We start from the raw sequence: 13,758 nt of genomic DNA on the forward strand, positions 1-13,758 counted from the left end.
GGCTCTCTCTGGCTGGTAGTGCGGACATATCGCCCCGAGGGGCCGGCGACAAGCGTTAGCGCTTGGTTCACAGCCTTTTGCATATCTGTCGCATCCGTGGCTTTGGCGGATCCTGCGGTGCAGGGCTGTGGTCGTGTCGGCCTCTGGCGCACCTGGTATTCTGGCCATTATCGCGGCTGCACCTGCGCTGATCTTGAAGGCATCAAAGACATTGGCCGGGCGGCCTCAGCTTTCCGCGCTGGTTGCCGCCCTAGCCTATGGGGGGTCCCCGCACAAAGGAATCAGAGATTATGTTCGGGGGCTGATTTTGAAGGTGCCACATAGGGTTTAGTGACATCCCGCAGCGTGACCTCGAGCGCTTCGACCGACAGGCGGATGCTGCCATCGCCTGCAAGGGTCAGCAGCACATGGCCCGCGCCATCCTCGCCGGGTTCAAAGTGAACCGACAGCAGCGACAGCACCAGATCCTTGTTGTTGCGATCAAGCCCCTGCGAGGCCACGCCTAGTACCGTGTCGATAACCAGCAGCGACTGGACCCGTTCATAGGCGCGTGCGCGTTTTTCGGCGCTTGGCTTGTCTTCCCAGCGGAACCGATTCAGCAGCAGGGCAAAGCGGCGCTGCGAGGCCCGCCAGCTCATTTCTGTGACTGGGAAAACCGCGTCCTGTACTAGGCTGGATATCACCTCCAGATCCTCGGGGCTGAGTGCGCCGAGGTTTACCGGAGCTTCGCGGCCATCATGAAAGCTGGCGTCTGACATTGGCCTAGCTCCCTTTGATACGTTCGATTTTGGCCCCAACGGCAGAGAACTTGCGCACGACATGTTCATAGCCACGATCCAGATGGTAAACCCGGTTGACGATGGTTTCGCCTTCGGCGGCAAGGCCCGCCAGGATCAGCGAGACTGAGGCCCGCAGATCGGTGGCCATAACCGGTGCCCCCTTTAGGCGTTCAACCCCTGTTACCGTGGCGTGCCCGCCCTGTACGTCAATCTGGGCGCCCATGCGAATCAGTTCTGGCGCGTGCATAAAGCGGTTTTCGAAGATTTTCTCTTCCAGTACGCTGGTGCCGTCGGCGGTGCACATCAGGGCCATCATCTGCGCCTGCAGGTCGGTTGGAAAACCGGGGAAGGGTTCGGTGGTGACATCCACCGCCTTGACCCTGTCACCGCGGCGCTTGACCATCAGGCCTGCCTTGGTTTCGGTCACATCAATGCCTGCCGCATCCAGTTTTTCGACAAAGGCACCAATCAGATCGAGACGTCCGCCCAGCAGCTCTACCTCGCCGCCACAGATCGCCGGGGCCAGCATATAGGTGCCCAGTTCAATCCGGTCGGTGACCACGGGGTGGGTGGCCCCATGCAGCCGGTCCACACCTTCAATGGTGATGGTCCCGGTTCCGGCGCCATCAATATGGGCACCCATTTTTGTCAAACAGTCCGCCAAGTCGACGATCTCTGGCTCACGGGCGGCGTTCTTGATCACCGTGGTGCCCTTGGCCAGGGTGGCGGCCATCATGATGTTTTCGGTGGCCCCCACCGAGGCAAAGTTGAGCTCGATCATCGCCCCCTTGAGGCCGCCTGGCGCCTTGGCGTGCAGATAGCCGTCTTTCAGCTCGATCTCGGCGCCAAGCGCTTCCAGGCCGTGAATGTGCAGATCCATTGGCCGCGCCCCAATGGCACAGCCGCCTGGCAGCGAGACCACTGCCTGCCCCAGCCGCGCCAGCATCGGACCCAGAACCAGATTGGAAGCCCGCATTTTGCGCACGATTTCATAATCGGCGACGTGGTTGTCGATATTATGGCTGGAGAGCGCCTGAACCTGCCCGTCCTGCAGGCTGGACACCTCGGCCCCCAGGGATCGCAGCAGTTCGGTCATGGTTTTGATATCGCTCAGCCGTGGCGCATTGGTCAGGGTCAGCGGTTCTTCGCTGAGCAGCGTGGCTGGCATCAGGGCGAGGCAGGCGTTCTTGGCCCCCGCAATTGGGATCTGGCCCCTCAGGGGACCACTGCCTTTTACCAAAATCGAATCCATCTCGCCTCTACCTTTCCGACTCTTCGGTCGTCGTCTCTTGTTTCACTGCGCGTGCCTTTGCCTGCGCCTTTCGGCGCGCCATATTGGCTTTCAATGAGGCTTTCAGTCGATCCTCTCGCTGCGAGGCGGCCGGGCTCGGTTTTTGCGGTTTTTTCTCTGCCATAGACCTTCTGTAACTTAGTGTGAAAAAACCGTCCAGAAGCTCTTGCGCCCTTCTGAGTTTATCCCTAAAAGCCCCTTCACCGGCGCTGCTGTAGCTCAGAGGTAGAGCACTCCCTTGGTAAGGGAGAGGTCGAGAGTTCGATTCTCTCCAGCAGCACCAGTAAAGATGTTCAGCCTAAATAGCCATAAAGCCTTGAAGGTCAACGCAATTTAGGATGTGTTAAATCCCCCGATATAGCCAGCCCTAGGATGATTACGCGTGGATTTTCAACGCCGATTCCCGTATTTGCCAAGGGGTTGATCGGGTCTCTGGGGGGCAGAGGGTCGTTCCGTCCCGGTAGACGTCGTGCCTTCAGGGTCCTTGCATTGAAGCCGCCTGCATAGGCGGCTCAGGTTTTACTGAGCCGCCCTGCATAACTACTTCAACAGGTCGCGGGCGATGATGGTGCGCTGTATTTCCGACGACCCCTCGTAGATTCGGAAGATCCGCAAATCGCGCAGGTAGCGTTCCAGCGGAAAATCGCGGGTGTAGCCGTAGCCGCCGTGAATCTGTAGTGCCCGGTCTGCAATGCGCCAGGCCGCTTCGCTGGCATACAGCTTGGCAAAGGCCGAGTCGGAGGAATAGCGCGCGCCCGTGCCCCGTTTGCGAGCGGCCTGCAGTCCCAATGCCCGCGCCGCCGCCAGTTCGGTGGCGCTGTCGGCCAGCATCCATTGTAGCCCTTGGAAATTGCCAATCGGCTGGCCGCCGACCTCGCGTTCCTTGGCGTAGGAGATTGCTGCATTCAGGGCAGCCTGGGCTATTCCGGTTGCCTGCGCGGCCACCTCGATACGGCCATTGTCCAGCACTTTCATCGCGGTGCGGAACCCCGTGCCTTCCTCGCCCAGCCGGTTTTCCTGTGGGACATGACAGTCAAAAGATATCGGGAAGACATGACCGCCGCGCAGTCCCATGGTCTCTTCGTGGCGACCGATCTCTATCCCGTCTGTCTTGCCTGGCTCGACCACAAAGGCGCTGACCCCGCGCGCGCCCGCTGCGCTGTCGGTTTTGGCATAGACCACGATGAAATCCGCTGCACCGGCGTTTGAGATGAAGCATTTGGCCCCTTTCAACCGGTAGCCGTCGTCGTCTCGCGTGGCCGTGGTGCGCATATCTGCCGGGTTGGACCCGGCCTGCGGTTCGGTCAGCGCGAAGGCACCAAGGAGGTCACCCGCCGCGGCCTGCGGAAGAAAGCGTTGTTTCAGCGCCTCATCCGCCCCCAGCAGCAGCGAATCCGTTGCCAGAAAATGCGCCGTCAGCATAGATGCGGTGGAGCCACAGGCCCCGGCAATCGCCTCGACCGCGTAATAAAGCGCTGGTCCGGACAGGCCAGTGCCGCCATAGGATTCGGGCAGGTTCATCCCCATGATGCCCATCTCTGCCAGCGCCGACTGATGCAGCGTTGCGAACTGTGCTTTGGCATCGATACCGGCAGCGGCAGGCACCAGAACCTCGTTTGAAAACCGTTCTATCTGGCCTATGACGGCCTGCTCTTCACTGTTCAGATCATCGGTCATCTGATATTTCCTTCTTTCAACCGTTGCAGAATTTCCGTGGTGTGCGCCCCCAGTTCCGGGGCCGCCTGTCGCCCGCCACGCGGGGCGCCGCTGAAATGCACTGGCTGTTCCGGCACGGTGAATTCCCCGAGGGAAGGATGGGCAACCGTTGTCGCCAGTTCGCGTGCCTGTACCTGGGGCGAATCCCAGGCCTGTCGCACCGAACACAGCGCCGCGGCGGGAATGCCCGCATCTGACAGCGCCGTAACCACGCTCTGCACGTCCTGCGTGGCGGCCCAGCTTTCGATATGCTGCGCCAGTGCCGGTTCATTCTGTCGCCGTAATGTGTCGCTGGCAAAGTGCGGGTCATGCGCCAGGTCCGGCGCTCCGATGGCCGTCGCAAAGGTCGCAAACAGCCGGTCGTTCAGCACCGCAACGGTAAAGCTGCCGTCTTTGGCCGGATAGGTGCCAAAGGGGGCCGAGAGCGGGTGCTTGCTGCCCGTCCGCTTTGGCATCTCTCCGGTCATCAGCGCCCGGCAGGCCCCCACCGGCATCATGGACACCAGGGAGTCATACAGCGCCAGATCGACATGTCGCCCCCTGCCGCTGCGGGTGCGGTCAAACAGCGCCACCATGGCCCCAAAGGCCGCAAACATGCCGCCCGCCACATCCGCAAAGGCATCCCCGGCCATCATCGGCGGGCCGTCCTCGGCGCCGGTCATATCCATCAGACCGCTCATCGCCTGGATGATGATGTCATAGGCTGGCAGGCTTCGGTTCGGGCCGGTCTGGCCGAACCCGGACACCGAGACATAGACCAGCTGGGGAAGGGCTGCGCACAGTTCATCCGGGCCCAGCCCAAACCGGTCCATCACGCCGGGGCGGAAGTTTTCAATCACAATATCGCACTCGGCCGCCAAGGCCCGCGCCGCTGCGGCCCCCTCTGCCGATTTCAGGTCCAGAACAATGGATTTCTTGCCGCGGTTCACCGATTGGAACAGCAGGCTTTCGCCGTCCTGGAACGGGCCGATGTGACGATAGTCATCGCCTGAGGGCGGTTCCACCTTGATCACCTCTGCGCCTAGATCAGCCATCAGCGCGGTACAGTAGGGGCCGGCCAGCACGCGGGAAAAGTCCAAGACCCGGACCCCCTCTAGCGGTCTGTGCCCCGTCGTTTCATCATGTTTGAACATATATCCACCATCAATTGCTTGCTGGAAGATAGCGCTTGTTTGGATATACTCAGAAATACAAGATACATATAAGGGGTATTCAAAATTGAATATACCGCTGAACTTTCGTCAGGTCGAAATTCTGCTGGCGGTTGCGGATACCGGCAGCACTGCTGCGGCAAGCCGCGCGCTGAATACCTCGCAGCCCGCAGTTTCGCTGGCCATTGCCCGCTGTGAAGAGGTCTTTGGGCAGAAGCTTTTTGTCCGCATTCCCGGTCGGGGAATGGAGCTGACCCCCTATGGGCAGCATAAGGTTGCGCAGCTGCGCGAGCTGGAAAAGCAGGCGCGCTGGGTGCTAAGCGGTGGCGAGGGCACACCGGAGTTTCTGAACCTAGGGGTGTTTTCCACCCTTGGCCCGCGCTATGCGCCGCAGTTGGTGCGCCGCTTTAAGGATACCCATCCCAAGGCTGAAATCCGCATCCTTGAAGGCGATCTGCAAACGCTGTTTGACTGGCTTAGCGAAGGTCGCCTTGATCTTGCATTGCTATATGATTTTGGGGTCCCGTCCGATTTTGCCATCACCCCGCTGATGACGGCGGAACCCTATGCATTGCTGCCCCTGGGGCACCGGCTGGCAGGGCAGGCCAACGTCAGCGCGCCGGAGCTGGCGCAGGAGCCGATCATCCTGATGAATCTGCCGCACAGCCGCGGCTATTTCCTATCGCTGCTGCAAAACGCCCGGGTCCCGGTGCGGGTGGCCCATGAAACCGGTTCGATCGAAATGCTGCGGTCGATGGTGGCCAATGGGTTCGGCGTCGGCTTGCTTGCAACAGACCTGTCAAATGGAGTGTGCTATGATGGCAATACGGTTGTCCGGGTGCCGCTGGCAGGTCGGCCACCGCGGCATCAGATCGCCCTTGCGCATCGCGACAGGGCTCTCAAACGGCCCATCATCCAGGCTTTCACCGCCTTTGCCGAAGCCTTTTTCAGTGCGCCCCCTTGAACGCCAGGCTGCCCCGGCGCGGCCCTGGGACCGCATGGATTGCGCAGGCCCGACCCGATGTCAGCGAAGCATCCTGCCCGCATTTGGTCGGTTGCGATGGCGGAGCAGTGTTGCCCGCCCTGATGGGGCGATGGGGCTGGTTTCTGGCAGGTTAGAAATACTTGCCAAAGGCTTTATAGTCGTCCTTGTAGATCTTCATCAGCTTTTGGCGCTGTTTTTCCGTCAGGTCGCTGGGTTTGAATTTTGGCCCCCCGGTCTGTTCCCGGCCAACCGTGAGCGGCTGCCCGGTGCGTTCGGTGAAATCGCTGACAAATTGCGCCATTTCGGAGAGCAAATAGACGCGAGAAAAATAGTCGGCATCGGTGCCCAGGAAGACCACCAGGGGCCGGGTGTGGTGGTGAATAGACGGATGTGCCTTTTGATAGTCTGCCAGCCGGTCAACAAAGAGATCCAGGTCCGGGGTTGGCTCCAGCTGCTGTTCCTCCAGGCCTTTCCGGGCAATCTGAAGTGAGAGTTCTTTATGGGCGATTACCCGGTTGCCATAGGCTGAAAGCAAGCGCGCTATAGGATCCCTGACAAAAGTCGTGCGGAAGTAATCTTTGATGCGGTGCTCTGGGTAGGCATACCGCAACAAGGTGCGATACCCAACGTTGTGGATGTGCTTTTTGTTGCGGTTGATGGTGTAAGCCTCGAATGGTCTGCCATTTTCCAACTCGAAAAACGCCAGCTTCAGAGAAGAGCACGCGATCTTTGGCGCAGCAGCGTAAAAAAATTTGTGCGTGTCTAGGATTACGGTCATGAATGTGTCTTTCCGAAGATCGAATTTGGGGCGGCCTGAGGTGGGGGTTGAGTAGTCGTATTTGAGTGTTAAGGCAATATGGCAGAGCAGGAGTTGCCCTGTGGGGGGCTATCTTTTTGCCGACAGGGTGGTGACGTTGTCGCGACAAAAAACCTTGCCAGAGTGGCTGGCCCTCTCGCAAAACTTGCAGTAATGGGGGCGTCATGCGCAAGACACTGTACCTTCATATCGGACACTTCAAGACGGGCACGACTGCCGTCCAGGCGTTCTTGAATGATAACCCCAGATTGCTCAAACGGCATGACTTTGCTCTTGCCCAGACGAGGCTGCAGTATTCCAAACATTCCGATCTTGCCTACAGCCTGTATAAGGCGGCAGGGGTTAAAAGCTTTCTGCATGGCTACAAAAAGCCAGAGACACCGCAGCAGGTCTGGGCTGCGCTATTTGATGAGCTGCGCGCCAGTAACCGCTCGCGGATGATTGTCAGCTCGGAAGAGTTCATGCGGCTCGCCTGTTTTCCAAAGGCGGTCAAGACGCTGTCCCGGATCATCAAGTCCGCGCGTGATATCGACTTTAAGGTGATCGCCTTCTTGCGCCCGCCGGACAGCCATTTGCAGTCCTGGTACAACCAGCTGATCAAGATGGGCGTAGAGACGCCCCCCTATAATGTCGCGATGACTGATCTGGTAGAGCCGATCCACTATGATTATGCTCTGGCACTGCGGCCTTGGATCGAGATTTTTGGAGCAGAGGCTGTCACCCTGCGTAGCTACAGCGAGGCCAGCCGCGAAAACAATTTGCTATTCAAGGATTTCCTCTCGGCCATTGGTATCACCCTGCCCAAATTCGGCCTGGTCCTGGCCAAGGCGGATCCAAACCCACGTCTGGACGATACCGTGCTTGAGATGGTGCGCATACTGCAAAACGCTGGAATTCCAAACAAGATGGTCCAACCACTGGCAGCGCGCTTCGTGACCCATATGGCCAGCGAAGAGGCGGGCGACCCTGCCGGGGCGGACGATGCGTTTGCGGCCCTTCGTCAAAGAACGCTGGACGGGCTGAAAGAGCTGCAGCGCGTGGCCCCTGAATTTGACGCAACCCTTGCGCCCTTTCACCAGCATCTGCCCAAGGAAGAGACACAGACCGCGCGTGAGGGCTGGCTTGTCGCCGGATACTTGCTGGGTGAATTACATGCGTTGCGCAAAAAGACGCAGCAGCAGAACCAGATGATGACGAAGCGGCTGGACGCGCTTGAGGCGCGGCTGCCCACTGATGATGGCGACCCGTCGTGAGGGTTCTTTACTACAATTGGGTTGATTACCTGGATGCAGAGAACCGGGGCGGTGGGGTGTCGCAATATCAGCGCAATATCCTGCAGGAACTGGATCAGGGCAGCGACATCGACGCGGTGTTTTTGTCTGCGGGGATTTCGTATGACCTGCGCAAGCGGCCGCCACGTTGGGAGCAGACCCGTCACGGTCCGCGACAGGATCGCGCACGGCGCTATGAAATTGTCAACTCTGCGGTCCTGTCGCCTGCGCATTTCTCCTTCGGCAGTGCGGCCCAGTGCGATGACACCGACACCGAAGCGTGCTTTTATGATTTTCTAGAGGCAACTGGCCCCTATGATGTGGTGCATTTCAACAATCTTGAAGGTCTGCCTGCGCGGGTACTGGAGCTAAAAGCCCGCTGGCCTCAAATGCGGCTGATCCTGTCTTTGCACAACTATTACCCGTTTTGCCCGCAGGTGAACCTGTGGTTTCAAGAGCGTGAGAACTGCCTGGATTTCAAAGGCGGCGTCAAATGCGGGAGCTGTCTGCCGCAGGCGCATAACCAAAAGCAATTGCGCCTGGCCCATGCCCTGGCCTATCGGTTGAAGGCTGCTGGATTTGAACCCAACAGCCGGATGTTTCAACTGCTGTACCAGCCGACGATCCGAGTAGGGCGGCGGCTGTCGATTGTGCTGAACGCAGCGCGACGCAGCCTGCGCAAGATCACCGGCACCCGGCGAAAGGTTTCACCAGAGGCGGCGAGCGGCCAGTCCCCGCAGCGCCAGTCGGCCCTGGGCACCGGGCAAAACCCCTTTGCCAAACGGCGGGCCGAGATGGTCTCTTTGATCAACGCGCACTGCGATCAGGTTTTGGCAGTCTCTGACTTTACCGCCGGTGTGGCGCGCCGCTATGGGGTGCATAGCGATCTGTTGCAGACCTCTTATATCGGTACCGCGCTGGCTGACTGCTTCCAACGAACCACACCGCGTCCGCTGCCCATCCAAGAGCAAGAGGTGCTTTCTCTTGGGTATCTGGGCTATATGCGGCGGGACAAAGGGTTCTTCTTTCTGCTGGAAGCACTGAAATCCCTGCCATCGCCCCTGGCGAAACGCATCCGGCTGGTGGTTGCGGCCCGGCGCGGCAATGCGGACACCATGGCAGAGCTCTCGGCGGTGGGGCAGCATCTGGCTGGGTTGGATTATCACGATGGCTATACCCATGACGAGCTGCCGGCGATCTTTGCGCAGATCGACCTTGGGGTGGTGCCGGTGCTGTGGAACGACAACCTGCCACAGGTCGCGATTGAAATGCACGCCAATCATATCCCACTGCTGACCAGCGATCTGGGCGGCGCGCAAGAGCTGTCGAACTGCGACGAGATGGTTTTTGCCGCCGGTGATATCCAGGCGTTCCAAGACCGGCTGCAGGCGATCCTGTCCGGCGCCGTGAACATGGAGGCCTATTGGGCTGGCGCGCGTGTGCCCAGTTCGATGGCGGACCATATGGCGCAGTTGACACAGGTCTATACGTCATCAGACGTCACCGGGTGCGCAGGAACAGGCCTGGGCTAGGTAGGCTGCGCGCACGGCGGGGACTGGGCGCGCAGTTGTTGTTCGGCGTCTGGCCTAGCCTAGGCCTTCTCGAGGCGGGATTTGACAAAATCGGCATCCTGCCAGTGCACCGAAAGCCCTTCTTCATAAATCACATCACGCCCCTCTGACATCAGGGCCAGGTATTTCCGGTATTCTTCCGCATCGTTGAAGTGCTGGCGGCGCGCCACCTCGATCTGGGCCTTGCGATAGAAATCGGCATTGTATTTGAAGTGGCCAAAGATCAGCTCGCGGCTGGACAGTTTGATATCGGTGACAAAGTGATAGCCGGCCGAGATCCGCATCCAGGGCTGATATTTCAGCAGAGCGATTTTCTGTGCCACAAACAGATCCATGCGCGAACCGGCAATCAACCGATGCCGCACGGCACTGGTCCAGGTGGGCATGTTGGAAAAGGGTCCCTGTCCGGTCCAATTGGCCAAAAACGGTTCGCGGTCGACATACCCCGCCTCGGCAAAGGGATCGGTTTGGAAGGTTGCGTCCCCCAAAGAGCCCTTGGGGTACATGTCCAGCATGAAGATGCGGGCGGCATCGGCCCCCTCAAAGGCGGCGGTTTGCAGCAGGGCGGGCAGGCTTTGCTTTTGGGGGGTCTGCCAGACCAGTAATTCATCGGTATCGGCAATCAGACTCCACTTGCCGGGACGGAAGGCTGCAATCATTGCTTGTTGCCAGCCCGCGCCATAGTGCGACAGGCTGTAATCGGTATCGACAGAGAACAGCGCCACATCAGGCTGTTCCATCAGGTATTCCAGGGTGCCATCATCAGAGCAGTTGTCGGCAATGAGAAAGCTCTCGACGCCTAGGCGCCGGTAGTGGGCAAGAAACTGCGGCAGCATGAACATTTCATTGCGCATACAGGCGACCACTGCGACCTCTGCGCTGCGCGCGGCATCCAGCCGATCTTCGCTGCTGATCAGTTCCAGCGCATTGCTTTGATAGACCAGGGCGGCATCCTGATAACTGGGCCAGATTTTCTTCGGCGTCAGGCTTGGCGCTGATAGTTTGGCGCAGGCCTGGGCCTGGCTTGCGTGTTCATCCAGATGCACCATAGAGACCGGCGCGGCCTGACTGGCGTCAAAGCTGTTGACCCAGCGCGAGACCGGTGTCGCCTTGCCCCAGGTGCGGCGGCGAATAGAGGTGCGATAGTCCTCATCCGCAGGATGAATACCCTGTTGTGCCAATAGATCCCCCAGCATCTTGTCTTCCATAAAGGACATCTGGATGAGGTGCTGCCCTTCCGGGCTTTCGCTTGCGGCACAGACTGCGGCCATGGCGGTGCGGCTCAGCGCATAGCCAGTGCCGCCATCGGTGTAGGTTGACGGTTCCGGCGATTTATCCAGTTCCAGTCGCCCTCGATCAGAGGTCGATTTTTCATTGTGCCAGGCCCGGTCCATATCGCCGGGGCGGCGGGTCAGGATCCGGCCGTAATAGTCGAATTTGCGATAGCTTTGCCCGTGAAAGAAGATATCCGGATTCAAGAAGCAGTCGTCATCGATCTTGATAAGATGTGAAAACCGGGTGTTTTCATAGACCCAGGCGATGGTGGCCAGGGTCTTTTGCGGCAACCCTTCGTAGGAGTCGGGTGCATCAAGATGCACGATATCCCCGTCGAGCTGTCCATCGCCATCGCCAACGATGATGACATAGGGGATGTCCAGCGCCTGAAGCAGCGTCAGCCAGCCTGCGCGCATGGCTGGAATGCGGCTGTTCAGGTTGGGCAGGCAGGAAAATACTGTGACAATTGTGTCAAACAGGGGCGAGCCCGCAAGCGCTGGCGCGCCTTCCGGCAACGGGTGGGGCGCTGGCAGGGCCTGGGCGAGATCTGGCAGAATGTCACGAACCCTGGCAAAGAGCGCCTGGCTTTCCGGCGTATCGCGCAGCGCCAATAGTGCCAAACTGGGCGCGGTGGCTTTGCGCATGGCATTCTTTTCTGTTGCGGTCAGATCCTCGATCAGGGCTGTCAGCAGTCCGATAAGGGCCTCCTGCGCCTCTTGCTGGGGCGCATGGGGATGAAGGGCCCGCAGCAGGGCAAGGGTGAGGCCAAGGCCGAGAAACTGACTGCGTTGAGTAGACAACAGGCGCAGATCACGGCCCAGATCCAGGATCTGTGTCGGGGAAATCGGCTGGGTCGCGGCCTGCTTGATCAGCAGGTGACAGCGCTGGCTGACCCTTTGCTGCAATTGGTAATAGGGCGCGCGTGGGATGTCGCGGTAAAACTTGGGCAGGGCGGAGGCGGTGGCAGAGACCAGATCCTGTGCCACAGGTGCCGCACCAGGAAAAGCCATGTGGCGCAGGCCGGCTTCGTCCAGCGGGATCTCGGCACGTTTCAGCGTCTCGACGCTCAGGGGGGCATCCTCGGCCAGGTAGGTGGCTGCGGGGCCAAGCAGCTCTCGGCGCATGCGCACCAGATCGCTACATTGATAGACCTGGAACAGGTCGAGTGCTTGGCTCACCTCGAAAGTTGCCGTTGTCCCGTGTTCGGCGCGGTCGAGCGCGGCTTCGATCACCGCAAAGGCTTGACGCAGCGCCGCTAGCTCGGGGAGGGTTTCCAGGGGGACATGGACATCCATCTGGTGCCAGAACTGTCGGGACAGGCCGTAGGCACGCAGGGTGAATTCCATGATCGGGCGTTGGATATAATCTGTAAAACTGTCGATATTATGCAGCAGATCTACCGCGACACTGGTCAGATCTTGGCAATGGGCCCGTCCCCAGTATTGCCCCGCCTGCCGGTCGACCAGATCCATATAGGCATAGATGATGTGTTCGCGGATCTTTTCCTCGACACCCTTGCCGGTAATTGCCCGGCGTAGCAGCCAGGAAACCGCCGGGGTGACAATCCATCCAGCCGTTGGTTCAATCAAGGAACGCAGTGTCGGGCAGATCTCGCTGTGGCGATCTTCCAGGAACAAAAAGGGCAACAGCGCCGAGCTTTTGTAAAGGTTGCCAGCCTCTGGTGACAGGCTGGCGCGCAACCCTTCGGCGCAATAGAGCTGATGAAACCCGTCAAAATCTTGATCTGGGTGGCTGAAAAACTCGCTGAGGCTGAGAAACAGATAGCAACGTAGATCTTTTGGAATGTCAGGCAGCAGTTCGGTTAGCAGCGCCAGCGGGTCGGTCTCTGGCGTTTTGCGCATCCGCTGGCCAAAGACACCATGGGCGTGAACCACCGGGTCCCGTGGTGCCAGTTCAGGCAGGCTCGCGGCTTCGGGCTGTTGGACGGCGCTGCCTTCAGGAGGTTCGATATAGTCGCTCAGGCCGTAGAACCGCTGTGCGGTTGTAAGGCGGGCGCGGCTTTGGTCGGACAGTTGGGTCTGCAAGCGGCCAAACTGCACATGTTCCAAGACCTGCATGGCGGTGAGAGAATCGCCGCACAGATCCACATCGCTGATAATCTGTTCAATCTGTTCTGCCAGATCCGCTGAGGTCAGGCGCAGGCGCGGGCAGGCGAGGGTGCCATCGGCATGCAGGAGCCCCAAATCCAGGGCGTTATCTTTGGCACGGCCTTCCCAGACACGCCCAGGCAGCAAAACGATGACATCTGCGCTTAGTTCGGTCTTGTCCCTGCGGCGATCTTGGTTGGAAGCCGGGTATAGAATGACCTGTGGCACTGTGTCCACTCCGGGGAGGTCCAGGTGCAGGGCTGGCAGAGTGGATGTGTACTTCACCCGCGCGCGCAGCTCTAGCCGGTTGCTGAGGCACAGCTGCCCTTTGTTGAGTTTGGCCTGGTTGCTCCGGGTGAGCGCCCCAAGAGAGAGCTTCTGGCGCGTGTCATCGCCAAAGTCGATGTCGGCAGCAGCAATACCGCCCTGGTAGGAAACAAAACTGATCTGGTCCAGATTCGGATAAGATCGGCGGATGATATTGTGGCCGAAGCGGAACACACGCACCCCATCTACCGCCACGGTAACATGCGGTGGAGCAAAGGTAATTGTGACTTCAGCCTCGGATTTCGCCAGAGATTTCTTGTAGGTTTTTTCGGCGGCCCATATCTCTCCGGTGCGTTTGTTACAGACGCAGAGTCCCTCGTCCTGGCGCAACGATAAATGGAACAGAATGTTGGCCTGCTCGCGATCAAAAAACGAGATATTGGCGTAGGGCACCTCAGAGAATCTGGCAGTGTAGCGAAACACGGTGGGACCCTGAACTAAGAACGACTGCATCTATTTTTCCATCT

Annotated in this window: 9 protein-coding genes and 1 tRNA gene; 4 read left to right on the forward strand and 6 right to left on the reverse strand. The window is 59.3% G+C overall.

The features are described from left to right. Positions 1–281 precede the first annotated feature (281 nt). A complete protein-coding gene (locus LRK71_RS08965; RefSeq protein ID WP_232402766.1) occupies positions 282–758 on the reverse strand; it encodes a DUF2948 family protein in 477 nt (158 codons plus the stop codon). A gap of 4 nt (positions 759–762) precedes the next feature. After that, a complete protein-coding gene (gene murA, locus LRK71_RS08970; RefSeq protein WP_232402767.1) occupies positions 763–2,031 on the reverse strand; it encodes a UDP-N-acetylglucosamine 1-carboxyvinyltransferase in 1,269 nt (422 codons plus the stop codon). Between the two features lie 247 nt (positions 2,032–2,278). Here murA and LRK71_RS08975 point away from each other — a divergent pair. Next, positions 2,279–2,353 (forward strand) — tRNA-Thr (locus LRK71_RS08975). Positions 2,354–2,610: 257 nt separating this feature from the next. Here the strand turns inward: LRK71_RS08975 and LRK71_RS08980 are convergent. Beyond that, positions 2,611–3,747, reverse strand: coding sequence for an acyl-CoA dehydrogenase family protein (locus tag LRK71_RS08980; RefSeq protein WP_232402769.1), 1,137 nt, complete (start codon positions 3,745–3,747; stop codon positions 2,611–2,613). Then, positions 3,744–4,919 carry a CaiB/BaiF CoA transferase family protein gene (locus tag LRK71_RS08985; protein ID WP_269751690.1) on the reverse strand — a complete coding sequence of 392 codons (1,176 nt, stop codon included), beginning with the start codon at positions 4,917–4,919 and terminating at the stop codon, positions 3,744–3,746. The genes LRK71_RS08980 and LRK71_RS08985 overlap by 4 nt, the downstream gene beginning before the upstream one ends. Positions 4,920–5,004: 85 nt before the next feature. On the opposite strand from LRK71_RS08985, the gene LRK71_RS08990 reads away from it, so the two are divergent. Continuing rightward, a complete protein-coding gene (locus tag LRK71_RS08990) occupies positions 5,005–5,901 on the forward strand; it encodes a LysR substrate-binding domain-containing protein (protein WP_232402772.1) in 897 nt (298 codons plus the stop codon). A gap of 151 nt (positions 5,902–6,052) precedes the next feature. Here the strand turns inward: LRK71_RS08990 and LRK71_RS08995 are convergent, their stop codons facing one another. Continuing rightward, complete coding sequence (locus LRK71_RS08995; protein WP_232402773.1) at positions 6,053–6,700, reverse strand: sulfotransferase family 2 domain-containing protein; 648 nt, start codon at positions 6,698–6,700, stop codon at positions 6,053–6,055. A 203-nt stretch (positions 6,701–6,903) separates the two neighbouring features. Here LRK71_RS08995 and LRK71_RS09000 point away from each other — a divergent pair, with 203 nt between their 5' ends. Together LRK71_RS09000 and LRK71_RS09005 are read left to right on the forward strand one after the other, a co-directional pair. Beyond that, positions 6,904–7,992, forward strand: coding sequence for a hypothetical protein (locus LRK71_RS09000; RefSeq protein ID WP_232402774.1), 1,089 nt, complete (start codon positions 6,904–6,906; stop codon positions 7,990–7,992). After that, entirely contained in the window at positions 7,989–9,542 is a 1,554-nt protein-coding gene (locus LRK71_RS09005) for a glycosyltransferase (RefSeq protein ID WP_232402775.1), read from the forward strand. The genes LRK71_RS09000 and LRK71_RS09005 overlap by 4 nt, the downstream gene beginning before the upstream one ends. 59 nt (positions 9,543–9,601) lie before the next feature. Here LRK71_RS09005 and LRK71_RS09010 read toward each other — a convergent pair whose 3' ends face one another. Beyond that, a complete protein-coding gene (locus LRK71_RS09010) occupies positions 9,602–13,744 on the reverse strand; it encodes a glycosyltransferase family 2 protein (RefSeq protein ID WP_232402776.1) in 4,143 nt (1,380 codons plus the stop codon). Positions 13,745–13,758 lie beyond the last annotated feature (14 nt).

The organism is Pseudophaeobacter flagellatus (assembly GCF_021228235.1).
Taxonomy (GTDB): Bacteria; Pseudomonadota; Alphaproteobacteria; order Rhodobacterales; family Rhodobacteraceae; genus Pseudophaeobacter; species Pseudophaeobacter flagellatus.

Coding starts and splice junctions, on each gene's coding strand:
- LRK71_RS08965 (WP_232402766.1), bottom strand. CDS start 758: ATGTCAGACGCCAGCTTTCATGATGGCCGCGAAGCTCCGGTAAACCTC.
- murA (WP_232402767.1), bottom strand. CDS start 2,031: ATGGATTCGATTTTGGTAAAAGGCAGTGGTCCCCTGAGGGGCCAGATC.
- LRK71_RS08980 (WP_232402769.1), bottom strand. CDS start 3,747: ATGACCGATGATCTGAACAGTGAAGAGCAGGCCGTCATAGGCCAGATA.
- LRK71_RS08985 (WP_269751690.1), bottom strand. CDS start 4,919: ATGTTCAAACATGATGAAACGACGGGGCACAGACCGCTAGAGGGGGTC.
- LRK71_RS08995 (WP_232402773.1), bottom strand. CDS start 6,700: ATGACCGTAATCCTAGACACGCACAAATTTTTTTACGCTGCTGCGCCA.
- LRK71_RS09000 (WP_232402774.1), top strand. CDS start 6,904: ATGCGCAAGACACTGTACCTTCATATCGGACACTTCAAGACGGGCACG.
- LRK71_RS09010 (WP_232402776.1), bottom strand. CDS start 13,744: ATGCAGTCGTTCTTAGTTCAGGGTCCCACCGTGTTTCGCTACACTGCC.